Source organism: Micromonospora sp. CNZ285, assembly GCF_004637285.1.
Map to the genome: position 1 here is coordinate 5,440,370 of NZ_SPQD01000001.1, position 24,427 is coordinate 5,464,796.

Consider the following 24,427-nt stretch of genomic DNA (forward strand, 5'->3'; position numbering starts at 1 on the left):
TGCCGATCATGCGGGGCGCGAGTGCCTAGGCCGGGTCGTCGGTCAGGCGGTGGCGGTTCGCCTCGATCCAGGCGTTCAGCGCCTCCGGGTCGTCCGGATCCACCCCGTCCGCCATGAGCTGGGCCACCGCCGCGGTGGCCGGGCTGCGCCGCTCACCGGTGCTGTAGAGCCGCGCGAACTCCGGGACCATCTCGGTGATCGCCTCGTCCGTCCGGGCGGCGGCCGACTGCGACAGCCCGCGCTGCCGGGCCGCGTACGCCGCCCAGGCGCGCAGCACCCGGGGCAGCATCGCCGCGTCGTCCATGTCCAGCACGGCCCGGCGGTGCACCCAGTCGAGCAGGAACAGCTCGGCCACCATCGGGCTCCACCGCATCGGGTCGGCATCCGGGAAGCTGGCCGCGTGGTCGAGCAGCAGGCCGAGGCAGAAGTGCAGCGAGGCCAGCTCGCCGTCGGCCACCTCGGGCAGCCCGAACCGGGCCGCCTCGGGTGAGTCGAGGAAGGCACGCACCAGGCGGGTGCGCTCCTCGTCGGTGGGCGGCGGCACGACCGCCGGACCGGCCGGCGGGGTCGGCCCCGGGAGTACGGCCAGCCGGGCGCCCACGAGCGCCCGGTCGGTGGCGAGCGAGCCCTGTGCGGGCAGCTCGGTGAGGTCGTCGGTGACCGCCAGGTGGCGGCTCACCTCGGCGTGCATCCGGGCCGGGTCCTCGGTGCGGAACCAGGTGAACTCGTCCTCGGTGCAGATCTCCCGGGCCTGCTCGACGATCCGTCCGGCCGGGCCGCCGACGAAGACGTCCTTGGTGATGCCGATGTTGTGGTCGACGAGGGCAACCAGGGCGTGCTCCGGGCCGCCCTCCTCCTCGTCGTCGTACGCGAACGTGGCGAGGTAGGAGGTCTGGTCGCCGTACACGTCGCCGTACGCCCAGGCGCCGGTGACGCGCACCCGGCCGAGCTGGCCGGCCCACGACGGGGCGTACGCCCCGGGCCGGACCCGGGCGGCGCCCTCGGCGTCGGGCACCAGCGCGGCGAAGACGGCCCGCAGTGTGGTCGCGGCGGCGCTGCGGCGCCGGGACGTGGCGGCGAGGAAGCCGCTGACGAACTCGCGGACGGCCTGCTCCCGGTCGTGCTCCGCGACGGCGTAGACGCTGCCCAGCAACGCGGCGCCGAGCATCTCCGCGTCCAGGGCCGAGTCGAGCCTCGTCACGTCGCGCGCGGCGTGCAGCACCGCGTCGTAGGGGGTCTGTGGCGTGGCCATGCATCGACCCTACGCCGCGCCGGCCGCCCCCACACCGGTCAGCACGCCGGGTTCAGCGCCGTCCCGCCTCGCGCAGCGCGTCCCGGGCCGTGCCGTAGCGCGCCAGCACCGCCCAGACCGGGTCCAGCACGTACTTCTCGGAAACGCTGCCCACCGACGTGAGCAGGCGTTGCTCTGCCCGCGCCCGGGCCCGCCGGGCCGCCCACCCGATGACCGGCCGGGTCAGCGCCGCGATCAGCAGCCCGGCCAGCAGGCCACCGAGCAGCAGGACCGTGGGCCAGGGCACCACACCGAGCGTGGGATGCTCCAGCGGCGGCAGGCCGAGCAGGCGCACCGCGTACCCGACGAGCAGCCAGACCAGGCCGGCCAGCGCGGCGAGGGTGACCACCCACTGGAGCGCGCCGACCACCCGCCACCAGGCGGGTCGCCGGTCCATGCCCAGGTCGGTCGCGGCGACCGCGTGGTCGAGCGCGCCCGGCAGGTCGGCCTGCCGGGCCCGGGCCGCGGCGGTCACCGCGGCGGGCCACGGCGCCGGCAGGCCGCTCGCGGACCGCTCGGCCACCGCGCGGATCGCCAGCGTGACGGCGGAGCGCTGCGCGGCTGTCGGATCGGGTACGGAGGTGGCAGCGACCAGGCTCTCCGCCGGCGCGTCCGGGTCCCGCCCGGACAGGTGCAGCCGGCGCAGCGGATCCGGCCGCAGCTTGCGCCAGCTCCGCAGCAGCGGCCAGCCGGTGTTGCCGACCGCCCGGTGCCGGTACGCGCCCTCGACCGCCGCCGCCACGGTCGGCACCCCGGCCGCCCCGGCCAGTGCCCGGGTCAGTTCCTGTGCCGAGGCGTCACCGGGCCGGGTGCGGGGCGGCTCCGGCCCGACGAGCGGTTCGAGATCGGCCACCACGGCGTCCACGTCGCCGGAGAGCCGGCGCAGCGCGGCCTGCCGTTCGGCGACCGTACGCTCCAGCTCGGTCCGCAGCCCTTCCAGCCCGTTCGGGTCCACCGCGACTGTCGGCAGCAGCGGCACCCCGCCCAGCCCGTCGGCGTCGAGCAGCCGGCGCAGGTCGTCGAGGACCTTCGGCAGCTCGGTCGGGTGCAGCCGGTCGGCCTGGTTGAGCACCACGACGGTGACGTCCTTGTGCCTGTGGAACTCGCGCAGGTAGCTGGTGTGGATCACGCGGTCGGCGTACTTCTGCGGGTCGACCACCCAGACCACCAGGTCGACCAGGCCGAGCAGGCGGTCCACCTCCAGCCGGTGGCCGTGCTGCACCGAGTCGAAGTCGGGCAGGTCGAGCAGGACGAGGCCGTGCAGGGTCGACTCGTCGTCGGCGTCCAGCGGGCTCTCCCGGACGAACCGGTGCCGGGGCAGCACGCCGATCCAGTCGAGCAGCCGGACCGCGCCGTCGAGCGGACCCCACACGCAGGCGTGCGCGACGCCCGTGGTGGGCCGGCGTACGCCCACCGGGGAGAGGTCCAGCCGGGCCAGCGAGTTGAACAGGCTCGACTTGCCGCTGCCGGTCGCGCCGGCGAGCGCGACCACCGTGTGGCGGCCGGAGAGCGCGAGCCGGTCACCGGCGCGCTCGACCACCGTGTGCGCGGCGACGAGCTGGGCGTCGGGCACGTGGCCGTCCACCGCGCCGAGGAACCGCTGGATCGCGGTGAGCCGTGCGATCAGGGTGTCCGGGTCGACCCGCTGCTCACCCCGCATCGCCTCGCGCATCCGTCCCACGATGTTGCTCACGGTGCCGTCCTTGCTCGCGCTCACGGGCGACCGTCCTGCTCGGGGGCCGGGAAGAGGCCGCTGCGGTGCCGGGCCCGCTCGACCTCGACGGCGGCCCAGCGCAGCGCCGCACCGGCGTTGGCGGCGGGACGCTCGGCCTCGGTGCGGCTCAGGTAGCGCTCGGCCTCCTCGGCCAGCAGCTTGCCGACCCGGTCGAGCAGGTCGACGCGGGCCTTGCGGGACAGGTTGCGGACCGCCTGGTCGCCGAAGATCGCCTGGAGCACGGTCTGGCCGGCCACCGCGGTGCCGGTGCCCGCGGCGACCTCCAGGCCGGTGGGGATGAACGCGGTGGAGGCGAACACACCGATCATGACGGCGAGGCCGGTGGCGTTCACCGCGTACGCGGCCGTCCGGGCCACGAACCGCCGGTCGCCGCCCTCGACCCGGACCAGCTCCAGCACGCCGCGCTGCCAGTCGCGGACCAGCTGCTCGGCCCGCTCCGGCAGGTCGGCCGAGGGGTGGGCCAGGTCCGGCTCCAGCAGCGCCGCACCCGCCGGGTGCGCCTTCCAACCGGTGTACGCGTTCTCCGCCGCCTCGGCGGCCACCCCGCGCAGCAAGGTGACGAGCTGGGACTCGATCGCGGTACGCAGTTCCGCGGCCGGCGCGGGCCGTCCGGTGACCGCCGCGACCACCCGGTCGCGCAGCCGCCCGATGCGGGCCTCCAGCCCGCGGAAGAAGTCGCCGGTGCCGATGAACTCCTGCCAGCGGGCCAGCACCTCGCCACGCAGCAGCCGGCCGTCCCTGAGCCCCTGGTCGACGCTGCGCTCTGCGCTCCGGTACGCGGCCTGGACCCGCTCGTCCAGCGCGTCGGCGGCGCTCACCTGCTCGTCGGCGGCCTCGGCCAGCGCCTCCACCACCGGGTGCAGCGCGGCCAGCGCGCCGTCGAGCGTCTGCCGGACCACTGCGGCGCGGGCCTCGGAGTCGGCGGCGAGCCGGGCGAACCAGTCGCTCAGCGGCGCGGTGATCCGGTCCGGCAGCAGCCCCTGCCCGTCCACCCAGGTCTCCGGCAGCACGAACAGCGGCGAGGCGCCCAGCTCCTGCTCGGCGAGCATCTCGGACAGGTGGGCGGCGACCTCGTCGGCGGCCTCCGGGGGGACCCGGTCCAGAACCATCGCCACGGCGGTGCCCCGGGCGCGGGCGCTGCGCAGCAGTTCCCAGGGGACGGCGTCGGCGTACCGGGCGGCGGTGGTGACGAACAGCCAGAGGTCGGCGGCGGCGAGCAGCTGACCGGCGAGCGCCCGGTTGGCGTCGACCACCGAGTCGATGTCCGGCGCGTCGAGGAAGGCCAGGCCGGGCGGCAGCGCCGGCGCGGTGACCAGGTGCAGGGTGCCCGGCTGCTCGCTGGGCTCGGTGGTCCGGGTCAGGCCGGGCAGCAGTTCGCCCTGCCGGAACCAGGCCGCGTCGGCCGGGCTGCACACCAGCACCGGGGAGCGGGTGGTGGGGCGGAGCACGCCCGCCGCGCTGACCCGGGCCTGGACCAGGCTGTTGACGAGTGTCGACTTGCCGGCGCCGGTGGAGCCGCCGACGACCACCAGGAGCGGGGCGTCGAGCCGGGCCAGCCGGGGCAGCAGGTAGTCGTCGAGCTGGTCGGTGAGGCTCGTGGCGGCGTGCCGGGCCGGCTCGGCCGAGGGAAGGGTGAGCGGGAAGCGGGCCGCACCGATTGCCGCGCGCAGGCCGGTGAGCGCGGCGGGCAGGCCGTCGGCGGCGTGAGCAGGCTGATCGTCGCCCGTGGCGGGCCCGGTGCGGGCTGCGACGGCGGGCGCGCCGGCACGGGTGGCGGAATCGCCATGCGTCGTCACCGCTAAAGCGTGCCCGACCGACGCAAGGTAAGACAACCGGACAGTAGTAACGGTCGGGTTGCGCCGGGTCGGCTCAACCCCGACTTGCGGATTGGCGATCGCGTGGCACTATTGAGTCAAGTTCACTCAACTTGTGGTGCGGTCGCTTACCGGCGACCCGCCGGGCAGGCCGTCTGACCTGCTCACCCGTTACGAAGCGAGGAAGCGAACATGGCACGTGCGGTCGGCATCGACCTCGGCACGACGAACTCCTGCGTCAGCGTTCTCGAGGGCGGTGAGCCCACCGTCATCGCCAACGCCGAGGGCTCGCGTACGACTCCCTCGATCGTCGCGTTCGCCCGCAACGGCGAGGTGCTCGTCGGTGAGGTCGCCAAGCGCCAGGCGGTGACCAACCCCGACCGGACCATCCGGTCGGTCAAGCGTGAGATCGGCACCAACTGGACCGTCGACATCGACGGCAAGAAGTACACCCCGCAGGAGATCTCGGCGCGCACGCTGATGAAGCTCAAGCGGGATGCCGAGGCGTACCTGGGCGAGCAGATCACCGACGCGGTGATCACCGTCCCGGCCTACTTCAACGACGGGCAGCGCCAGGCCACCAAGGAGGCCGGTGAGATCGCCGGCTTCAACGTGCTGCGGATCGTGAACGAGCCGACCGCGGCGGCGCTGGCGTACGGCCTGGACAAGGGCTCCAAGGAGCAGACCGTCCTGGTCTTCGACCTCGGTGGCGGCACCTTCGACGTGTCGCTGCTGGAGCTGGCCGAGGGCGTGGTGGAGGTCAAGTCCACCAGCGGTGACAACCAGCTCGGTGGTGACGACTGGGACCAGCGCATCATCGACCACCTGGTGAAGACGTTCCGTGGCGAGCACGGCATCGACCTCTCGCAGGACAAGATGGCCATGCAGCGGCTCAAGGAGGCCGCCGAGAAGGCCAAGATCGAGCTGTCCGCCGCCACCACCAGCAACATCAACCTGCCGTACATCACCGCCGGTTCGGCCGGTCCGCTGCACCTGGACGTGACGCTCAGCCGCGCCGAGTTCCAGCGCATGACGCAGGACCTGCTGGACCGCTGCAAGGGCCCGTTCGAGCAGGCCGTCAAGGACGCCGGCATCAAGATCTCCGACGTCGACCACGTCATCCTGGTCGGCGGCTCGACCCGCATGCCGGCCGTGACCGACCTGGTCAAGCAGCTCACCGGCCGCGACCCGAACAAGGGCGTCAACCCGGACGAGGTCGTCGCCGTCGGCGCCGCCCTCCAGGCCGGTGTGCTCAAGGGCGAGGTCAAGGACGTCCTGCTGCTCGACGTGACCCCGCTGAGCCTGGGCATCGAGACCAAGGGCGGCATCTTCACCAAGCTGATCGAGCGCAACACCACCATCCCGACCAAGCGCTCCGAGGTGTTCACCACCGCCGACGACAACCAGCCGTCGGTGCTGATCCAGGTGTTCCAGGGCGAGCGGGACATCGCCGCCTACAACAAGAAGCTCGGCACCTTCGAGCTGACCGGTCTCCCGCCGGCCCCGCGCGGCGTGCCGCAGATCGAGGTCACGTTCGACATCGACGCCAACGGCATCGTGAACGTGCACGCCAAGGACCTGGGCACCGGCAAGGAGCAGAAGATGACGATCACCGGCGGCTCCTCGCTGCCGAAGGACGACATCGAGCGGATGCGCCGGGACGCCGAGGAGCACGCCGACGAGGACAAGCGTCGTCGTGAGGAGGCCGAGACCCGCAACGTGGCCGAGGCGCTCCAGTGGCAGACCGAGAAGTTCCTCGCCGAGAGCGGCGACAAGCTGCCCGGCGAGAACCGCGACCAGCTCAACGAGGCGCTCGGCGAGCTGCGCAGCGCCCTCGGCGGGCAGGACATCGAGAAGATCAAGTCCGCGCACGAGAAGCTGGCGCAGGTCTCCCAGCAGGCGGGCTCGCTGCTCTACGCCCAGCAGCAGGAGGGCGAGCAGACCGCACCAGGTGCGGCCGGGCCGGGTGCCGGCGCGGGCGCGGCCGGTGGCCCGAAGGCCGGTGGCGACGACGACGTGGTCGACGCGGAGATCGTGGACGAGGACAAGAAGTGACATCCGGTCCCGGACACGATTCGCACGGCAGAGGGATGAGGTAACCGCATGACGGACAAGCCACGAGCGGCCGACCCGGGTGCCACCGGGTCGGCGCCGGGCGCCGGGAAGGACACCGGCGACGAACCCCGGGTCGTCATCCGCGACAAGCGCAAGCTCGGCAAGGTGACCGAGCAGCCGGCGAACGACGCCTCGGCGGCCGACGCGGCCGCCGACGCGCCCGCCGAAGGGCTGGTCGAGGAGGCCGAGGTCGTGGTCGACGAGATCGGCGGCGAGGCCGAGGTCAGCGGTCCGACCGTGGTCGACTCGCCCGTCGAGCCGAACGGCGGGACCGGCACTGACACGCCGCTCGGCGCCGAGCTGGAGTCGCTCCGCACCGACCTGGAGGAGCGCACCCGCGACCTCCAGCGGGTGACTGCGGAGTACGCCAACTACCGCAAGCGGGTCGACCGGGACCGCAACCTGGTGCAGGAGCAGGCCACCGGGGCGGTGCTCACCGCGCTGCTGCCGATCCTCGACGACCTGGACCGGGCCCGCGAGCACGGCGACCTGGTGGGCCCGTTCGGCAGCGTGGCCGAGCAGCTCACCGGCGCGCTGGCCAAGTTCGGCCTGACCGCGTTCGGCGAGCAGGGTGACCCGTTCGACCCGACCCGGCACGAGGCGGTGGCGCACCAGACCTCCGCCGACGTGACGGAGCCGACCTGCGTACAGGTCATGCGCCGTGGTTACCAGCTCGGCGAGCGGCTGCTGCGGCCCGCCATGGTCGCGGTCGCGGACCCGGAGTAGTGCCGACCCGTGACGTCCCGCCCGCCCGCACCGGGCGGGCGGGACGACCGGGGTTCGACCCGTGGAAGGGGGTGGACCGGTGAGTTCCAAGGACTGGATCGAGAAGGACTACTACGCCGCGTTGGGCGTGGACAAGTCCGCCTCCTCGGACGAGATCAAGAAGGCGTACCGCAAGTTGGCCCGGGAGTCGCACCCGGACCACAACCCCGGCGACACCGGTGCCGAGGAGCGGTTCAAGACCGTCTCCGAGGCGTACGCGGTGCTCGGTGACGAGAAGAAGCGCCGCGAGTACGACGAGATGCGCTCGCTGTTCGGCTCCGGCGCCTTCCGGCGCAGCGCCCGCGGCGCGGGCCAGCCGGGCGGCATGCCGTTCGACGTCTCCGACCTGTTCGGCGGCGGCGCCGGCGGTGGCGACAACCGGTTCAGCGGCGGCGGCTTCACCGACCTGTTCAGCTCGATCTTCTCCGGCGGCGGCGCCGGCGGTGGCCCGGCGCGGCCGCGCGGCCCGGCCCGCGGCCGGGACGTCGAGACCGAGGTGGCGCTCGACTTCGACGATGCGGTACGCGGCGTCACGCTGCCGCTGACGCTGCGCGCACCAGGCGTCTGCGACACCTGCCACGGCAACGGCGCGAAGCCCGGCACCCAGCCGGTGGCCTGCCCGGTCTGCCACGGCGCCGGGGTGACCACCCGCAACCAGGGGTCGTTCAGTTTCTCCGAGCCGTGCCGCAACTGCCAGGGCGTCGGCACGATCGTCGAGGAGAAGTGCCCGGAGTGCCACGGCACCGGCGGGGTCACCAAGACCCGCACGCTGAACGTGCGCTTCCCCGCCGGGGTGGCCGACGGGCAGCGGATCCGCCTGGCCGGCCGGGGCGAGCCCGGCGAGCGGGGCGGTCCGGCGGGCGACCTGTTCGTACAGGTGAAGGTCCGCCCGGACGAGCTGTTCGGGCGCACCGGGGACGACCTGACCCTGACCGTCCCGATCACGTACGCCGAGGCGGTTCTCGGCACGGACCTGCGCGTGCCGACCCTGGACGGGACGGTGACCCTGCGGGTGCCACCGGGTACGCCCAGCGGGCGGGTGCTGCGCGCTCGCGGCAAGGGCGTCGTACGCAAGGACGGCCGCGCCGGTGACCTGCTGGTCACGCTCGACGTGGTGGTCCCGGCGAAGGTCTCGGACGAGGCGCGGGCGGCGCTGGAGACCTTCGCGGCGCAGACTCCGCCCGCCGCGCGGGAACATCTCGACGCGCGGGTACGTCGATTCAGTTGACGGCGGCACCGGAGGTGAGCGGGCATGTCGGAGGAGTACGTCGGCTCGGGTGACCCGGCCTACGAGGCCAAGGTCTTGATGATCTCGGTGGCCGCGCGGATGGCGGGGATGCACCCCCAGACGCTGCGCCAGTACGACCGGCTGGGCCTGGTGCAGGCCGGCCGGGCGTCCGGCGGCGGTCGCCGGTACAGCGTCCGGGACGTGGTGCTGCTCCGCGAGGTGCAGCGGCTCAGCCAGGACGACGGCATCAACCTGGCCGGGGTCAAGCGGATCATCGGGTTGGAGCGGCTGCTCGAAGAGGCGCAGCAGCGGGTGGCCCGGCTGGAGGCGGAACTGGACGCCGCGTACCGGCGGATCGCCGAGCTGGAGTCACTCGGCGGCTTCCCCCGCGGCGACCTCGTGCCCACCAACCGCACGTCCACCGCGCTCGTCGTCTGGCGTCCGCGCCGCGCTCCCGACCGCTGACCTCGTACCGGAAGGCCGGCGCGCCCCGCTCCCCCGGGGCCGCGCCGGCCTTCGTCGTCTCCCGGGCGGTTCGCGGGCCGGGTCAGGGGAAAGCGGCGTACGGCAGGGTGGGGTCAACTACGCTTTTCCGCAGGGGCAAAAGCCCCAAAGCGGATTCCGGGCTGGCGGGGGGAGTCATGACGGAACCGGCGAAGAAGGTGGCCGAGCGCGCGGAGGAACGGCTGGAGAAGGTGGCCGAGAACGTCCGCGAGCGGTTCGACCGGGTCACCGAGGGACGCTTCAGCGACAAGGTCAAGGAAGGGCGCTTCGCCGACCAGACGGACCACGGCGTGGACCGGGCGCGGGACGACGAGAGGCGCAAGAAGCAGGGCGGGTCGACCTAGACGATCCGCCGACGTGCGGGCCGGGATCCACGGGGGATCCCGGCCCGTTCGCCGCGCCGAGGCTGTTCAGGGCGGCCGTCAGAGGCGGCGGTTCTCGCGGACCAGGCCGCCCTCGCACCAGTCCCGGTAGACGAAGAGATCCGGCCGGGCGAGCAGCACCCGGCTGTTGTGCGCCCAGTTGCGCATCAGGTCGTCGCCGGACTTCTCGGCCTGCTCGACCAGCTTGCGGAACCGGCGCTTGGGGTGGGCGCGGAAGTTCGTCCGGATGCCGTCGGCGGCGTAGATGTAGAGGCAGTGCAGCGCGAACCGCCGCGCCGGGCAGCCCTGGTCCATCGCCAGATCGAACAGCGTCTGCACCAGGTGGTCACCGGCGACCAGCAGATCCCAGTCCGGCGGCATCGAGGTCAGCGGCACCGAATCCGGCTGATACGCCCACGACCGGAGCTCGGCGGGCGAGGGATCAACCGGGTTGGCGAAGCCGCGGAACGTCTCTTCCTGCACGCTCACCGGCCGACCTTCCGCTTGCGCTGGCGGGGGCGCAGGCCACCCGCGGACCCTGGCTGCTGGGCCGAAACGTTAACGCGGTTGGACGGAGCAGGGGTAGACCTTCCCGGGATCAATTTGACAACGCCGGGCCGGATCTGCCCCTCGGCTGATCCGGCCCGGCCCGGTCAGTCGCCGGAGCCCAGGGGCAGCGGCGCCGGCGGGCGTGCGGCGGCGGCGCGGGTGCGCAGCCACTGCTTGAACCACGGGCTGTCCGGCAGGCGGGCGAGCAGCGGCCCGGTCACCACCGTGATCAACACGTACGCGGTGGCGAGCGCGGCGAGCTTCGGCTCCACCGGGTAGACGGCCGCGACGGCCAGCCCGGCGATGACGATGGAGAACTCGCCGCGCGGAGTCAGCGCCAGTCCGGCCCGCCAGCGTCCGGGCTCGGCGATCCCGGCCCGGCGGGCGGCCAGGTAGCCGGTGGCCACCTTCGTCGCCATGGTCACCACTGCGAGCAGCAGCGCGGGCAGCAGCACCGGCGGCATGTCCAACGGGTTGGTGACCAGCCCGAAGAACACGAAGAAGACCGCGGCGAACAGATCGCGCAGCGGGGAGAGCAGCTCGGTGGCGTGGTGCGCCACCGGCCCGGACAGCGCGATGCCCACCAGGAACGCGCCGACCGCCGCCGACACCTGGAGCTTGGCCGCGACACCGGCGACCAGCAGGGTCAGGCCGAGCACCCCGAGCAGCAGCGCCTCCGGATCCTTGGCGGAGAGCGCGGCGGAGATCAGGTGGCCGTACCGGATCGCCACGGCCAGCACCACGACGACGGTGAACACCGCGACGGCGAGCGCGATGCCGCCCTTCATCAGGCCGACCCCGGCGAGCAGCGCGGTGACCAGCGGCAGGTAGAGGGCCATCGCCAGGTCCTCGATCACCAGGACGGAGAGGATCACCGGGGTCTCCCGGTTACCGACCCGGCCCAGGTCGCCGAGCACCTTCGCGATCACGCCGGACGACGACACCCAGGTCACGCCCGCGAGCACCACCGCCGCCACCCAGCCCCAGCCGACCAGGAGCGCGAAGGCGAACCCGGGCAGCGCGTTGAACACCGCGTCGATCAGGCCGGCCGGCGCGGCGGATCGGAGGTTGCCCACCAGCTCGTTCGCGCTGTACTCCAGGCCGAGCATGACCAGCAGCAGGATCACGCCGATCTCGGCGCCGACCGCGAAGAACTCCTCGCTGGCGTTGAGCGGCAGCAGACCACCGTGCCCGAACGCCAGGCCGGCAAGCAGGTACAGCGGAATGGGCGAGACGCCGAAGCGACGGCTCAGCCGGCCGAGCAGGCCGAGCAGGAGCAGCAGCGCACCGACTTCGATGAGCAGGATTGTGGTTTCGTGCATACGCGTCAGCCGTCCGGATCGGTCTCGGCGAGGATCGCGGTCACGCCGTCGAGCCCCTGACGGGTACCGACCACGACGACCACGTCGCCGGCTTCGAACCGGAAGGTGGGATCGGGCGAGACGTTCACGGCGCCCTGACGCAGCACGGCCACGATCGACGCGCTGGTCCGGGTGCGTGCCTTGGTGTCCGCGAGCCGCCTGCCGACGTACTTCGACCCCGCCGGGATGGCGATCTGCTCGGTCAGCAGCCCGGCGGCCTGCTCGCGCAGCCCGGAGAGCTGACCCAGCATCAGCGACGCGCCGAGGATGTCGGCGAGCGCCTCCGCCTCGTCGTCGGTCAGGGGTATGTCATGTTGGCAGGAGTCGGGATCGTCCGGGTCGTAGAGGACCAGGTCGCGACGGCCATTGCGGTGGGAGACCACACCGAGCCGGCGGCCGGACTCCGTCATCAGATCATGACGTACGCCGATCCCGGGCAGGGCGGTCTGTTCGACACGTACTCGCACGCGGGTGAGGCTACTCCGGGCGCGCACGTGCTGTTTCCGGGGCCGAACCACAGACTGGTCGATGCGGCTCGGGCGGCTCGTCTAGTCCCGTTCGGCTACGAACACGCCGACGCCTTCGAGCGTTTCGGTGAGGCCGGTCGCGCGCAGGATCATCATCGCCTTGCCGACGACGGTGTCGGAGACGCCGTATTCCTTGCACAGTTGGGCGCGGCTCGGCAGCTTGGTGCCGGGTGGCCACTCTCCCGAATCGATCTTGCTCTTCAGTTCGTCTGCGAGCACTTGGTACTGCTGCTTGGGCATACACACTCCCCGGATGGCACGCCCATTCGACCATGCAACCACCTCCAACCTCAAGCAATTGTGGGTCGGTCGTTGACCTACGACTGGTACCGATTGTAGGTTGCTGACGAACGCTCCCGGATGGCACCTGGAGCTTTCCCGGGTCGGGGCGGGCATCCCCCGTGGCTCGTCCCGACCCCCGTCCTCCGCGAGAAGGGACAGTGTCGTGCGCAATCTCCTGCGAATACGTCCGAAGCGGCGGAAGGTGGGCCCGCCCAACTCCGCGCCGGTCGGCGCGTACCGCTCCGCGTCGTACCTTCCGCTCCGACCCTGGCAGGTGCGGGGCCACCGCTTCGCGACGTGCCGTCGAGGGCTGGACCCGGCCGAGGTCGCGGCGTTCCTCGATCGCGTCGCCGGGGACCTCGCCGCCGCGTACGCCGAAGTCGCCCGGAGCTGTGAGGAGACGGCCCGGATCAAGAGCGCGTTGCGCGAGTGGCAGTCCCGGCAGGCTCCGTCGATGCGTGACCTGGCCGGGCGGCCGTGACCGGGCGGTACGTGATCCATCTGCCGGTGTGCGCGGCCGATCTGACCCGGGCGAAGATGCTCGGTCGTACGGCCGGGCGGGCGTTGGCGTTCCTCGCGGTGGTGGAGCTGGGCGGGATCACCGTGTCGGCCGAGGACGACCAGGCCGTACGTCATTGGGTGTTCTGCGACCGCAAGCTGGACGGCGGCCGGCGTTGCGTGCTGCGCGCCGACCACGAGACCTCTTGCCTCGCGCGCCTTCCACGTCGCTGACCGGCCGGGCCGGAGGACGGTGACTCAGGTCACAGGGGTGGGGTTGAGCGGAATAGACTCAACTCTGGTTGTGTCATGTCCAGTGGACACGCCGATCCGGGGGAGCCCATGAACACGGAACGTCTCACCACCAAGAGCCGCGAAGCCATCACCGGTGCCGTCGCGCTGGCGAACCAGCGCGGTCACGCCACCGTGGAGCCCTGGCACCTGCTGCTGTCACTGCTGGACACCGAGGGCTCGACCGCCGCGGGCCTGCTGCGCGCCGTCGGGGCCGACCCCGCCGAGCTGCGCCGCGTCGCCCAGCGCTCGGTCGACGCGCTGCCCGCCGCCCGCGGGTCGAGCATCGCCGAGCCGACCCTGGCCCGCGAGTTCGTCAACGCCATCGGCGCCGCCGAGCAGATCGCGCGGCCGCTGGGCGACGAGTACACCTCCACCGAGCACCTGCTGGCCGGGCTGGCCCGGGTCGGCGGCGCGGTCTCGGTAGCGCTGAAGAACTCCGGCGCCACCGAGGAGAACCTCGTCGCCGCGTTCCCGACCGTCCGGGGCGGCGACCGCCGGGTCACCACCGCCGACCCGGAGCAGACCTACCAGGCCCTCGCCAAGTACGGCGTGGACCTCACCGCCAGCGCCCGCGACGGCAAGATCGACCCGGTGATCGGCCGGGACTCGGAGATCCGCCGGGTGATCCAGGTGCTGTCCCGGCGTACCAAGAACAACCCGGTGCTGATCGGCGAGCCGGGCGTCGGCAAGACCGCGATCGTGGAGGGCCTGGCCCAGCGCATCGTGGCCGGCGACGTGCCGGAGTCGCTGCGGGACAAGAAGCTCGTCTCGCTCGACCTCGGCGCGATGGTCGCCGGCGCGTCCTACCGCGGTCAGTTCGAGGAGCGGCTGAAGTCCGTGCTGGAGGAGATCAAGAACTCCGACGGCAAGGTCATCACCTTCCTGGACGAGCTGCACACGGTGGTCGGCGCCGGCAAGGGCGAGGGCTCGATGGACGCCGGCAACATGCTCAAGCCGATGCTGGCCCGCGGCGAGCTGCGGATGGTCGGCGCGACCACGCTCGACGAGTACCGCGAGCACATCGAGAAGGACCCGGCCCTGGAGCGCCGCTTCCAGCCGGTGCTGGTCGGCGAGCCGACGATCGAGGACACCATCGGCATCCTGCGAGGGCTCAAGGAACGCTACGAGGTGCACCACGGCGTACGGATCACCGACGCCGCGCTCGTCGCCGCCGCCGCGCTCTCCGACCGGTACATCACCGACCGGTTCCTGCCGGACAAGGCGATCGACCTGGTGGACGAGTCGGCGTCCCGGCTGCGCATGGAGATCGACTCGCGGCCGGTCGAGGTGGACGAGATCGAGCGGGCGGTACGCCGGCTGGAGATCGAGGAGATGGCGCTCGCAAAGGAGCCGGACGCGGCGTCCGCCGAGCGTCTGGAGCGGCTGCGCAAGGAACTGGCCGACAAGCGCGAGCAGCTCACCGCGCTGTCCGAGCGCTGGCAGACCGAGAAGAGCCACATCACCAAGCTCTCCACCGCCAAGGAGGAGCTGGAGCGCCTCGGCGGCGAGGCCGAGCGGGCCGAGCGCGACGGCGAGCTGGAACGCGCCGCCGAGCTGCGGTACGGCCGGATCCCCGCGCTGCGAACCGAGCTGAAGCAGGCCGAGGAGGAACTGGCCCGGCTCCAGGCCGACGGCGCGATGCTCAAGGAGGAGGTCGGCGCGGACGACATCGCCGCCGTGGTCGCCTCCTGGACCGGCATCCCCGCCGGGCGGCTGCTCGAAGGCGAGACCGCCAAGCTGCTGCGGATGGAGGAGTCGCTGCGCGGCCGTGTGGTCGGCCAGGCCGAGGCGGTGGGCGCGGTCTCCGACGCGGTACGCCGCGCCCGGGCCGGCGTCGCCGACCCGGACCGCCCGACCGGCAGCTTCCTGTTCCTCGGCCCGACCGGCGTCGGCAAGACCGAGCTCGCAAAGGCGCTCGCCGAGTTCCTCTTCGACGACGAGCGGGCCATGGTCCGCATCGACATGAGCGAGTACGGCGAGAAGCACTCGGTGGCCCGCCTGGTCGGTGCCCCGCCCGGGTACGTCGGCTACGAGGAGGGCGGCCAGCTCACCGAGGCGGTACGCCGCCGGCCGTACTCGGTGATCCTGCTGGACGAGGTGGAGAAGGCCCACCCGGACGTCTTCGACGTGCTGCTCCAGGTGCTCGACGACGGCCGGCTCACCGACGGTCAGGGCCGTACCGTGGACTTCCGCAACGCGATCCTGATCCTCACCTCGAACCTGGGCTCGTCGGTGATCAGCGACCTGACGCTCACCGAGAACGAGCGCCGGGAGGGTGTGCTCGCGGTGGTCCGGTCGCACTTCAAGCCGGAGTTCCTCAACCGGCTCGACGACATCGTGGTGTTCGCCGCGCTCCAGGGCGAGGACCTGCGGTCGATCGTGGACATCCAGCTCGACCGGATGCGAACCCGTCTTGCGGACCGCCGGTTGGCACTGGACGTCAGCGACTCCGCGCGCACCTGGCTGGCCGAGCACGGGTACGACCCGATCTACGGTGCCCGCCCGCTGCGCCGGCTGGTGCAGTCGGCGATCGGCGACCAGCTCGCGAAGGCGCTGCTGGCCGGCGAGATCCGCGACGGCGACACGGTCCGTGTCGACCTGTCCGACTCCAAGGAGTCCCTGGCGGTCACCGCCGCCTGACCCGCACCACCCCGCGAAGGCCCGGCCGTCCCGGCCGGGCCTTCCCCGTCCCCGCCCCCGTCCGAACCTGGCGTTGAGGAGGGCCCGGACGGGTGGCGGGGAGTGGGAGGGGTGAGGGGTTGGTGGGGTGGGCACATAGTGGGGCATGAGCGGGAGCTGGGAACGGGAACTGGACGAGGCGGCGCGGGAACTCGACGGTGCGGACACCCTCGCCTTCGGCGGGGTGGGGCTGGCGGGGCAGATCCTGCCCGCGACCGAGGCGTACCGGACGCTGGAACAGGGACTGCGGGAGCACCCGGAGGCGGCCCGTAAGCGGGTCGACAGGTTGCTCCGCAAGGGTTCGCCGGCCGGCCGGGCGTACGCGGCGACGTTGCTGGAGGCTGTCGACCCGGCCGCCGGGCGGGACGCCTGGGCGCGGCTGCGCGGCGACGACGGCGAGTTCACCACGTTCTCCGGCTGCCTCATGGGCCGCGCCACGCTGGGCGAATATGCCGCCGACCGGCTCGCCGGTGCCGAAGGTAGCTGAGCGCACACTCAGCGAACAGGACTTCAGAAGGCGTGCGTGCGGTTGTTACCGTTCCCGCCGAGCACGTTGGGGGAGGCGGTCGTGAACGGTTCGTTGGCGTACGTGGTGACCACGCTGGGGTGCCTGGTCGGGGTGGCCGGTGTGGTGATCGCCGTCATCGCGGTACGGAAGTCCCGATCGGCGTCGCGCCCGAAGACGAAGGCGGCGCCGGGTGACCCGTTCCGGGACCGGGACGCCGACGCGCTGCGGGGTGACCCGCGCGCGCTCAAGCCCGGCGACATCGTCGAGATCCGCACGGTGCCGTACACCGTGCGCGGCTCGGTGCACCTGGTCGAGGGCGGGTGGAGCTGGGCGGAGCACCTGCTCGACGACGCGGGCGGCGTGAAGCGCTGGCTCTCCGTGGAGACCGACCCGGACCTGGAGATGGTGCTCTGGACCAGCGAGCCGGGAGCCACCGTCACGCCTGGCGCCCCGACGCTGGAGATCGCCGGCCGCCGCTACAACTGGGACGAGTCGGGCCAGGCCCGGTACACCGCGACCGAGGGCACCGGCCTCGACCCGCACGGCACCATGCGCTACTACGACTACCAGGCGCCCGGCGGCGCGCGGCTGTCGTTCGAGGCGTACGGGGAGGCCGGCTGGGAGGTCAACCTCGGCGAGGAGCTGCGCCGCGCCGAGGTGATGATCTACCCGCAGGGCGGCCCGGAGACGGTGCGCTGACGTGCTCGTCTGTCTCGACGCGCCCTACGTCGACACCAGCGCCGCCGATCTGAGCCTGGCCCTGGGCGGCCCGGAACTGCCGGCGCTCGCAGTGCGCGACATCGACCTGCCCGGCCTGCCCCGGCTGCGGCTGCGCCTGCTCGGCGCCTCCCACCAGGTCGTGCTCGGCACGCTCACCGAGACGGTCGCCTGCCTGCCCGGCCGCCCGCCGCACCTGCCCGGCACGCTGCACGACGAGACGGCCGGCTACCGGTTCCTCGCCACAGTGCTCCGGCCGGAGGGCGACGGCCTGCGCACCCGGGTCGCGGCGCTGCGCGCCGAACTGGCCGAGGACCCGTACGCGCTGATCGGCGTCTTCCCCGGCGACGAGGACGCGGTCACCGCGCTCTCCGTCCGCCCCCGCCCGCCGGACGGCGCGCTCGCCTGGCGCACCTGGCACGCCTACCCGCAGACGAACGAGCTGGTCCTGACCGAGACGGTGGTGGAGGAGCTGTGACGTACCGACGGTGGTTCGTGGTGGGCGTGGCGGTCGCCGTCATCGGCGCGCTCATCGCCGCCTTCACGATCTTCTACGGCAACTTCTCGCCCCGCGGCTACGTGGAGGACAACTTCTCCCGCGCCACCGGGCGGGACATCGGCTCGAACGCGATCGCGTACACCTCGAACAAGGCGCCGAGCGACGTGTCCAAGCAGATCACCGACGCCTGGAAGCCAGCCGACCAGTACGTCGACGGCAGCGGCGTCTACCTGCGCTACGACGACGACTCGGTGGTGATCCTCCCGCTCGCCGTCGGCTCGGTGATCCTGCTGGAGCGGATGACCACCGCCTACCCCCGGTACCACAGCGTCGTCGGCAACAGCTGGGGCTGGGGCCGAGGCAGCACGGTCCGGGGCGGCGGCCCCGGTTCCGGCAAGTAGCCCCTCCGACCCCCTCACCCTGGAGTCTCCTGTGCAGCATCTCGTCACCGACCTGCTGGTCACCCTCGCCTACGGCGCGGTCGGCGTCGTCCTGATGGCGATCGGCTACGTCCTGGTCGACCTGGCCACCCCCGGCAAGCTCCACGAGCTGATCTGGACCGAGCGCAACCGCAACGCGGCGCTGCTGCTCTCGTCCAACCTGCTCGGGGTGGGCACGATCGTGGTCGCCGCGATCGTCGCCAGCGACGACGACTTCACGCTGGGGCTGGTCGGCGCAGCCGCGTACGGCATCCTCGGTCTGGTGATCATGGCGGCGGCGTTCGTGCTGCTCGACGTGGCCACCCCGGGCAAGCTCGGTGAGCTGCTCGTCGACCCGGAGCCGCACCCGGCGGTGTGGGTCTCCGCCACCGTGCACCTCGCCACCGGTGCGATCATCGCGGCCGCGATCATCTGATGAGCGGCAAGCCCACCAAGCACCCGGTGGGGAAGGACAAGCGCACCCAGACGGTGATCTGGTCCCTGGTCGTCGGGGTCGTGGTGGTCGTCTGCGCCATCGGCGCGTTCAGCGGCGACTCGGACACCTCCGTCCCCGCCCCGGCGGCCGACGAGCGTTCCGGCACCGTGCCGATCCTCAAGGCGGCCGCCGACAGCCAGGGCATCTGCTACGGCTGGGAACTGCTCGACGTGTACGACGAGGTGAGCGTCGGCTCCAACCTCGGCGACGGCACCACAGTCATCGACGCGCCGGGCTGCACGCGCTGGATCGCCATCTCCGCGAACGTCAGGTACACCTCGTCGAGCAGCGAGTCGGAGGACTCCGCCACGATCCGGATCAAGGGCTCGGACGACATCGAGTTCGCCGACCTCGCCGCGATCGAGACCCGGCTGGGCCGCTTCGGGCTGAACGAGGACGCGTTCGTCGACGACCCGGGCTGGGCCGTCACCCGGGCCGCCACGATCCTGCCGCTGCTCGCCGCCGAGCGCGGGCTCGCCGAGCCGGCCGCGACGCCCACCGCCGCGCCGTCGACAGTCGCCGCACCGCTGCCGGACGCCGGGAACGACTTCTGGCGGGACCGCTGGATCTACGTCCTCAGCTCGGTCGGCCTGTTCCTGCTCGCCGCGCTGTTCCTCGCGGTGGGCGTGCGCCAGCGCCGCAACCACCGGGGACGGGTGCCCGCGCAGCGCGCCGGGGCGGGAGCCGCCGGACGTACCCGGAGCAGACGGTGACCACCGACGTGGCCGCACGGCCGCGGTGGCGCCTGGCCCGCTCGGCGGTCCTGCTCGCGGTCTTCGTGTGCGCGGCCTGCGGCCTGGTGTACGAGCTGGCGCTGGTCGCGCTCGGCAGCTACCTGATCGGCGACACGGTCGGCCAGGCGTCGATCGTGCTCGGCGTGATGGTCTTCGCGATGGGCGTCGGCGCGCTGGTGGCGAAGCCGTTGCAGTCCCGGGCGGTGGTCTCGTTCGCGGTGATCGAGCTGACGCTGGCGCTGCTCGGCGGCCTGTCCGTGCTCGGCCTCTACGCCGCGTTCGCCTGGCTCGACCTGTACGGCCCGGCGCTCGTCGGCACCGCGTTCGTGCTCGGCCTGCTGATCGGCGCGGAGATCCCGCTGCTGATGGTGATGCTGCAACGCATCCGGGAGCAGTCGGCGGGCAGCGCGGTGGCCGACCTGTTCGCCGCCGACTACGTGGGCGCGCTGCTCGGCGGGCTGGCGTTCCCGTTCCTGCTGATCCCGGTCTTCGGCCAGCTCAAGGGTGCGCTCGTGGTGGGCGCGGTGAACGCGGTCGCCGGTGTGGTGCTCGTCTTCACCGTGTTCCGCGCCGAACTCGGCCGCCGGGCGCGGGCCGCGCTGGGCGCGGCCACCGTCGTGGTCGGCCTGCTCCTCGGGTACGCCTGGGTGACCGCCCACGACTTCGAGGTGACCGCGCGTCAGCAGCTCTACCGCGACCCGGTGGTGCACGCCGAGCGCAGCCGCTACCAGGAGATCGTGCTGACCCGTTCGGTGCGCGAGCCCGGCCACTCCGACACCGACCTGCGGCTGTTCCTCAACGGCGACCTCCAGTTCAGCTCGATCGACGAGTACCGCTACCACGAGGCGCTCGTGCACCCGGCGATGCGCGGCGCGCACGGCGACGTGCTGGTGCTCGGCGCCGGGGACGGGCTGGCCGCGCGGGAACTCCTCAAGTACCCGGACGTGCGCTCGGTGACGCTCGTCGACCTCGACCCGGCGGTGGTGGAGCTGGCCCGCCGCGAGCCGCAGCTGCGCGAGCTGAACCGGGAGTCGCTCACCGACCCCCGGGTGCGGGTGCTCAACCTGGACGCGTTCGCGTGGCTGCGTACCGCCACGGACCGCTTCGACGTGGTGATCGCCGACCTGCCCGACCCGGACGAGACGGCCACCGCGAAGCTCTACACGATCGAGTTCTACACGCTGATCCGGCCGGTGCTGGCCCCCGGCGGGCGGCTCGTCGTGCAGTCCGGGTCGCCCTACTTCGCGCCCCGGTCGTACTGGTCGATCGAACGGTCGATCCGCGAGGCGGGCTTCGCCACCGTGCCGTACCACGTCGACGTGCCGAGCTTCGGCGACTGGGGGTTCGTGCTCGCCGCGCCGGGTGACGTCGCGCCCGAACTGGCGCTGCCGGACGATCCGCCGCCGCTGCGGTTCCTCACCCCGGCGGTGCTGGCCGCCGCCGGCACGTTCCCCGCCGACCGGGCCCGGATCGAGGTACCGGCCTCCACGCTGTTGCGCCCGAGGGTGCTGGACTACGCCCGCGAGGAGTGGCGCGGCTACTAGGTTTCGGGACATGCCACCCGAATCGTCGTCGCGCCACCGACCGGGGATCGGCTGGCTGGTCCGCCGGCTGCCGACCCGGGCGATCGAGGCGGCGTCCTCCCTCCAGGCGTTCGTGCTCTCCGGCGTGGTCACCGTGCTGGCCGTACGGGCGTACCTGGAGGCCACCGGCTATCCGCAGCTCGGCGGCGGCGGGCTGCACATCGCGCACGTGCTCTGGGGCGGCCTGCTGCTCGCCGTCGGCCTGGGCATCCCGCTCGTCTTCCTCGGGCGCGGCGCCCGCATCGGCGGGGCGGTGGTCGGCGGCATCGGGTTCGGGTTGTTCATCGACGAGGTGGGCAAGTTCGTCACCACCGGCACCGACTACTTCTACGCCCCCGCCGCCGCCATCATCTACGTCGCGTTCGCGCTGCTGGTCCTGCTCACCCAGGCGGTACGCGGACGCACCGGCCGGTCCCGGCTGACCCCCGCCGAGCGCACCGCCAACGCGCTGGACATGGTGCTCAGCGGCCTGCCGGGCGGGCTGACCGACCGCCGACGAGCCGCCGTGCTGCGGCTCGTGCAGGGCACCGGCCCGGCCACCCAGACGGCGGTGGCGCACCTGCTGGACGCGGTGCCCCGCCGGGAACCACCGCCGGTGCCGCTCTGGCAGCGGGCGGCGGACCGGGCCCGGCGCCTCGCCGTCTGGGCGGCCGGCCGCCGCTGGCTCATCTGGCCGGTGGTGGTCTACCTGGTGGTGGAGCCGGTCCTCACCGTGCTGGCGGTGTTCCTCGACGGCGTGACCGGGCACCTGGGCCAGGAACGGGAGTGGGGCGCGATTCTGGGCGTCAGCGTCAGCGCGCTGATCACCGCCGTGCTCGGCCTGTGGGCCGCCTGGCTGCTGCGCCGCGACCGGGCCGAGGCGTTCCGCCTGTTCAAGCTGGCGCTGCTCGTCGACCTGCTGTTCGGCCAGGTCTTCAACTTCACGGTGAACCAGTTCGGCGCCGTCGCCGCGGTCGCGCTCGATCTCGCGCTGCTCGGCGTGGTCACCGCCGAGCACCGCCGGTTGCGGCGCGCCGCCGAGAGGTGAGCCATTCCGGCGTGCTGAGCTGGTCGAAGATCGCTACGGTGGGCATCTGGTCCAGGAAGGGAGAATCATGGTCGATGCTTCGGGCACCCCGCCTCGCACGCGTCCCGGCGTGGTGACGCTCTCCAGTTGGCTGCTCATCCTCGTCGCCGCGATCCAGGTGCTGAACCTGATCGTGGCGCTGTCCGTCGTCGGCAAGATCCGCGATGTTCTCGCCGACGCGTACGCCGGCACCTCGGCCGAGTCGGCCGCCGACATCGCGTACGCGTTCAGCATCATCACGGCGATCCTGTCGCTGGTGATCGCGGCCGGCCTCGTCGTCCTCGCGCTGTTGAACAACCGGGGCAAGAACGGCTCCCGGATCACCACCTGGGTGCTGGGCGGCATCCTGTTCTGCTGCACCGGCGGCGGGCTGCTGACCGGTCTCGGCGGCGGCATGACGGGCGGCGGCAACACCACCGGTGACGTGCCCAGCTCGGAGGAGATCCAGCGCCGGCTGGAGGACGCGCTGCCGTCCTGGTACACCCCGGTCAACCTGCTGCTGGGTCTGGTCGCGCTGCTCGCCCTGCTGGCCGCGCTGATCCTGCTGGCGCTGCCGCAGGCGAACGAGTTCTTCCGCAAGCCCAAGGCCGGTTGGGAGCCCCCGGTGCCCGGTGGCGCCTACCCGGCGTACCCGTCGCACCCGGGCCAGTCGGGCGACCCGGCGTACCCGTCGTACCCGCCGGCTCCCGGCACGCCGCCGTCGGCGCCCGGTGGTCAGCCGCCGTCCGCGCCGGGCGGTCAGCCGGGTGAGCGCCGCGATCCGGAGCCGCCATCCGGAAGTTGACGTCCGGATTGCAGCGACGCCGACGATCCCTCCGAGTAGGTTGCAAGCCGACGCCTACCGGAGGGATCAGTCGTGTCGTACCCCGAACGGGCCGCACCCCGCCGGCCGGGCACCGTCGTCGCCGCGGCGGCGCTGCTGCTGGCGATGGCTGTGGGCGCCGTGGCGTACGCGGTGGTCAACCTGGCCGTCGGCGGCGGCACGGTGGACCGGTTCCGGGACGCGGCGGCGGAACGGACCGGCGCAAGCGGTGGCGACATCGACCAGGTGGCCGGCCTGCTGCGCGGCTCCACAGTGCTGGCCGCCGTGGTCGGCGTGCTCGCCGGGCTGCTGCTCGTCGGGCTCGCGCTCGGCCTGCTCGCCGGCCGGTCCGGCGCCCGCACGGCGACCTGGGTGGTCGCCGGGACCGGCCTGCTCTGCGGTTGCTGCGGGCTGGCGGTGCTGGTCGGCCAGCGCGCCGCCCCGCTGCGGCTCGGCGCGGACGACCGGATCACCGCCGAGCTGCTGGGCCTCGTCGGGGACGCCTACCCGTCCTGGTGGATCCCGGTGAACGCGACGCTGTCGGTGGCGCAGATCCTCGGCTACCTGGTGGTCGCCGTGCTGCTCACGCTGCCGCCGTCCGGCGCGTTCCTGCGCCGCCGTACCGCACCGCTGCGGCTGTCCGGCTACGGCGCGACGGTGTCCGGCGCGACCGCCCCCGGGCCGACACCCTGGGGACCGCCGCCCGGCCTGAACCCGCCCCCGTCCGTCCCGCCCGCGACGCCGCCGGGTGGGTTCCCGCCACCTCCCGAGGACCGCCGATGACCGGTGACACCGACCCCTCCCGGCGCCGCGCCCTGGTCACCGGCGCCAGTCTCGGCATCGGCGAGGCGTTCGCCCGCCGGCTGGCCGCGGACGGCTGGGACCTCGTCCTGGTGGCCCGGGACGCCGCCCGGCTCGACGCGCTGGCGGCCGAGCTGACCGGCCGGCACGGCGGTGCCGTGGAGACGATCGCCGCCGATCTGTCCACCGAGGACGGCTGCGCGGCTGTCGAACAGCGGCTAACCGCCGGTACGCCGATCGAGCTGCTCGTCAACAACGCCGGCATCAGTCTGAACACGTCGTTCGTCCGGTCGTCGGTGGCGGACGAGGCGCGGCTGGTGCGGCTCAACGTGCTCGCGGTGCTGCGTCTGACCCACGCCGCACTGGGCCCGATGACCGAACGTGGGCACGGGGCAGTGATAAATGTCTCTTCCGTTGCGGGCTTCGGTGTCCCCATGCCGGGATCCACGTACTCGGCCAGCAAGGCGTGGGTGACGAATTTCAGTGAATCGATCGGCCAGTCCGTCGCGCCGCTGGGTGTGCGCGTGATGGCGCTCTGTCCCGGCTACACGCGAACCGGAGTTCACGAACGCGCGGGCATCGACATGTCGCGCCTGCCCGCCTGGGCCTGGCTGCGAGCCGACGATGTGGTGGCTGAAGGGCTGCTTGACCTGCATAAAGGTAAGTTCGTGAGTGTCCCGGACTGGAAGTACAAGGTGGCGGTGGCCGGGCTGCGGCACGCGCCGAAGCGTCTGCTGCGCGGCTTCCGGCGGGACACCCGCGGTGCGGTCGGCCGGCAGCGCGGCTGACCGGCGGAGG

26 protein-coding genes are annotated in these 24,427 nt (G+C 72.8%); 19 read left to right on the forward strand and 7 right to left on the reverse strand.

Going from position 1 to position 24,427, the window contains the following annotated elements; all coding sequences use genetic code 11:
• Positions 1–25 precede the first annotated feature (25 nt).
• Genes CLT75_RS24845 through CLT75_RS24855 form a run of 3 tightly spaced genes read right to left on the reverse strand, consistent with a single transcriptional unit; the run spans position 26 to position 4,822 of the window.
• Positions 26–1,252, reverse strand: coding sequence for a hypothetical protein (locus tag CLT75_RS24845; protein ID WP_135242695.1), 1,227 nt, complete (start codon positions 1,250–1,252; stop codon positions 26–28).
• A gap of 52 nt (positions 1,253–1,304) precedes the next feature.
• Positions 1,305–3,008: a GTPase gene (locus CLT75_RS24850; RefSeq protein WP_135242696.1), complete on the reverse strand. Its 1,704-nt coding sequence runs from the start codon at positions 3,006–3,008 to the stop codon at positions 1,305–1,307.
• Positions 3,005–4,822: a P-loop NTPase family protein gene (locus CLT75_RS24855; protein WP_135242697.1), complete on the reverse strand. Its 1,818-nt coding sequence runs from the start codon at positions 4,820–4,822 to the stop codon at positions 3,005–3,007. The genes CLT75_RS24850 and CLT75_RS24855 overlap by 4 nt, the downstream gene beginning before the upstream one ends.
• A gap of 210 nt (positions 4,823–5,032) precedes the next feature.
• Between CLT75_RS24855 and dnaK the strand changes: the two genes are divergently transcribed.
• The 5 genes from dnaK to CLT75_RS24880 all read left to right on the forward strand — a co-directional run bounded on the left by dnaK (position 5,033) and on the right by CLT75_RS24880 (position 9,796).
• On the forward strand, positions 5,033–6,895 hold the full coding sequence (gene dnaK / locus CLT75_RS24860) for a molecular chaperone DnaK (protein WP_013473404.1): 1,863 nt from the start codon (positions 5,033–5,035) through the stop codon (positions 6,893–6,895).
• A gap of 48 nt (positions 6,896–6,943) precedes the next feature.
• Positions 6,944–7,681: a nucleotide exchange factor GrpE gene (gene grpE, locus CLT75_RS24865; RefSeq protein WP_135242698.1), complete on the forward strand. Its 738-nt coding sequence runs from the start codon at positions 6,944–6,946 to the stop codon at positions 7,679–7,681.
• A gap of 79 nt (positions 7,682–7,760) precedes the next feature.
• The gene (gene dnaJ / locus CLT75_RS24870; RefSeq protein ID WP_135242699.1) at positions 7,761–8,948 is read left to right on the forward strand and encodes a molecular chaperone DnaJ; all 1,188 of its coding nucleotides are present in this window, start codon (positions 7,761–7,763) and stop codon (positions 8,946–8,948) included.
• 24 nt (positions 8,949–8,972) lie between these two features.
• Entirely contained in the window at positions 8,973–9,413 is a 441-nt protein-coding gene (locus CLT75_RS24875; protein WP_120572381.1) for a heat shock protein transcriptional repressor HspR, read from the forward strand.
• 176 nt (positions 9,414–9,589) lie between these two features.
• Complete coding sequence (locus CLT75_RS24880) at positions 9,590–9,796, forward strand: hypothetical protein (protein WP_013283368.1); 207 nt, start codon at positions 9,590–9,592, stop codon at positions 9,794–9,796.
• Between the two features lie 78 nt (positions 9,797–9,874).
• Here the strand turns inward: CLT75_RS24880 and CLT75_RS24885 are convergent, their stop codons facing one another.
• The 4 genes from CLT75_RS24885 to CLT75_RS24900 form a co-directional block, all read right to left on the reverse strand.
• Complete coding sequence (locus tag CLT75_RS24885; RefSeq protein WP_135242700.1) at positions 9,875–10,303, reverse strand: hypothetical protein; 429 nt, start codon at positions 10,301–10,303, stop codon at positions 9,875–9,877.
• A gap of 164 nt (positions 10,304–10,467) precedes the next feature.
• Positions 10,468–11,685, reverse strand: coding sequence for a cation:proton antiporter (locus tag CLT75_RS24890; protein WP_135242701.1), 1,218 nt, complete (start codon positions 11,683–11,685; stop codon positions 10,468–10,470).
• A 5-nt stretch (positions 11,686–11,690) separates the two neighbouring features.
• Positions 11,691–12,191, reverse strand: a complete 501-nt coding sequence (locus CLT75_RS24895) for a cation:proton antiporter regulatory subunit (RefSeq protein ID WP_047892103.1) — start codon at positions 12,189–12,191, stop codon at positions 11,691–11,693.
• Positions 12,192–12,272: 81 nt separating this feature from the next.
• A complete protein-coding gene (locus CLT75_RS24900) occupies positions 12,273–12,491 on the reverse strand; it encodes a winged helix-turn-helix domain-containing protein (RefSeq protein WP_121685715.1) in 219 nt (72 codons plus the stop codon).
• 205 nt (positions 12,492–12,696) lie between these two features.
• Here CLT75_RS24900 and CLT75_RS24905 point away from each other — a divergent pair, with 205 nt between their 5' ends.
• From CLT75_RS24905 to CLT75_RS24970, 14 genes are all read left to right on the forward strand, one after another.
• On the forward strand, positions 12,697–13,014 hold the full coding sequence (locus CLT75_RS24905; protein WP_135242702.1) for a DivIVA domain-containing protein: 318 nt from the start codon (positions 12,697–12,699) through the stop codon (positions 13,012–13,014).
• Entirely contained in the window at positions 13,011–13,265 is a 255-nt protein-coding gene (locus CLT75_RS24910; protein ID WP_135242703.1) for a hypothetical protein, read from the forward strand. The genes CLT75_RS24905 and CLT75_RS24910 overlap by 4 nt, the downstream gene beginning before the upstream one ends.
• A 108-nt stretch (positions 13,266–13,373) precedes the next feature.
• Positions 13,374–15,965 carry an ATP-dependent chaperone ClpB gene (gene clpB / locus CLT75_RS24915; RefSeq protein ID WP_135242704.1) on the forward strand — a complete coding sequence of 864 codons (2,592 nt, stop codon included), beginning with the start codon at positions 13,374–13,376 and terminating at the stop codon, positions 15,963–15,965.
• Between the two features lie 145 nt (positions 15,966–16,110).
• The gene (locus CLT75_RS24920; protein WP_135242705.1) at positions 16,111–16,491 is read left to right on the forward strand and encodes a hypothetical protein; all 381 of its coding nucleotides are present in this window, start codon (positions 16,111–16,113) and stop codon (positions 16,489–16,491) included.
• A gap of 81 nt (positions 16,492–16,572) precedes the next feature.
• Positions 16,573–17,211, forward strand: coding sequence for a DUF4178 domain-containing protein (locus tag CLT75_RS24925; RefSeq protein ID WP_135242706.1), 639 nt, complete (start codon positions 16,573–16,575; stop codon positions 17,209–17,211).
• 1 nt (position 17,212) lies between these two features.
• Positions 17,213–17,707, forward strand: a complete 495-nt coding sequence (locus CLT75_RS24930) for a DUF2617 family protein (RefSeq protein WP_135242707.1) — start codon at positions 17,213–17,215, stop codon at positions 17,705–17,707.
• Positions 17,704–18,129, forward strand: a complete 426-nt coding sequence (locus CLT75_RS24935) for a DUF4247 domain-containing protein (protein WP_135242708.1) — start codon at positions 17,704–17,706, stop codon at positions 18,127–18,129. The genes CLT75_RS24930 and CLT75_RS24935 overlap by 4 nt, the downstream gene beginning before the upstream one ends.
• Before the next feature lie 31 nt (positions 18,130–18,160).
• Positions 18,161–18,583: a DUF350 domain-containing protein gene (locus tag CLT75_RS24940; protein ID WP_030269725.1), complete on the forward strand. Its 423-nt coding sequence runs from the start codon at positions 18,161–18,163 to the stop codon at positions 18,581–18,583.
• On the forward strand, positions 18,583–19,356 hold the full coding sequence (locus CLT75_RS24945; RefSeq protein ID WP_135242709.1) for a hypothetical protein: 774 nt from the start codon (positions 18,583–18,585) through the stop codon (positions 19,354–19,356). The genes CLT75_RS24940 and CLT75_RS24945 overlap by 1 nt, the downstream gene beginning before the upstream one ends.
• Positions 19,353–20,921 carry a polyamine aminopropyltransferase gene (locus tag CLT75_RS24950; protein WP_135242710.1) on the forward strand — a complete coding sequence of 523 codons (1,569 nt, stop codon included), beginning with the start codon at positions 19,353–19,355 and terminating at the stop codon, positions 20,919–20,921. The genes CLT75_RS24945 and CLT75_RS24950 overlap by 4 nt, the downstream gene beginning before the upstream one ends.
• A 67-nt stretch (positions 20,922–20,988) precedes the next feature.
• The gene (locus CLT75_RS24955; protein ID WP_209310493.1) at positions 20,989–21,987 is read left to right on the forward strand and encodes a hypothetical protein; all 999 of its coding nucleotides are present in this window, start codon (positions 20,989–20,991) and stop codon (positions 21,985–21,987) included.
• Between the two features lie 67 nt (positions 21,988–22,054).
• On the forward strand, positions 22,055–22,810 hold the full coding sequence (locus CLT75_RS24960) for a hypothetical protein (protein WP_135242712.1): 756 nt from the start codon (positions 22,055–22,057) through the stop codon (positions 22,808–22,810).
• A 72-nt stretch (positions 22,811–22,882) separates the two neighbouring features.
• Entirely contained in the window at positions 22,883–23,611 is a 729-nt protein-coding gene (locus CLT75_RS24965) for a hypothetical protein (protein ID WP_135242713.1), read from the forward strand.
• A complete protein-coding gene (locus CLT75_RS24970) occupies positions 23,608–24,417 on the forward strand; it encodes an SDR family NAD(P)-dependent oxidoreductase (protein WP_135242714.1) in 810 nt (269 codons plus the stop codon). Before CLT75_RS24965 ends, CLT75_RS24970 begins: the two co-directional genes overlap by 4 nt.
• The last annotated feature ends 10 nt before the right edge of the window (positions 24,418–24,427 follow it).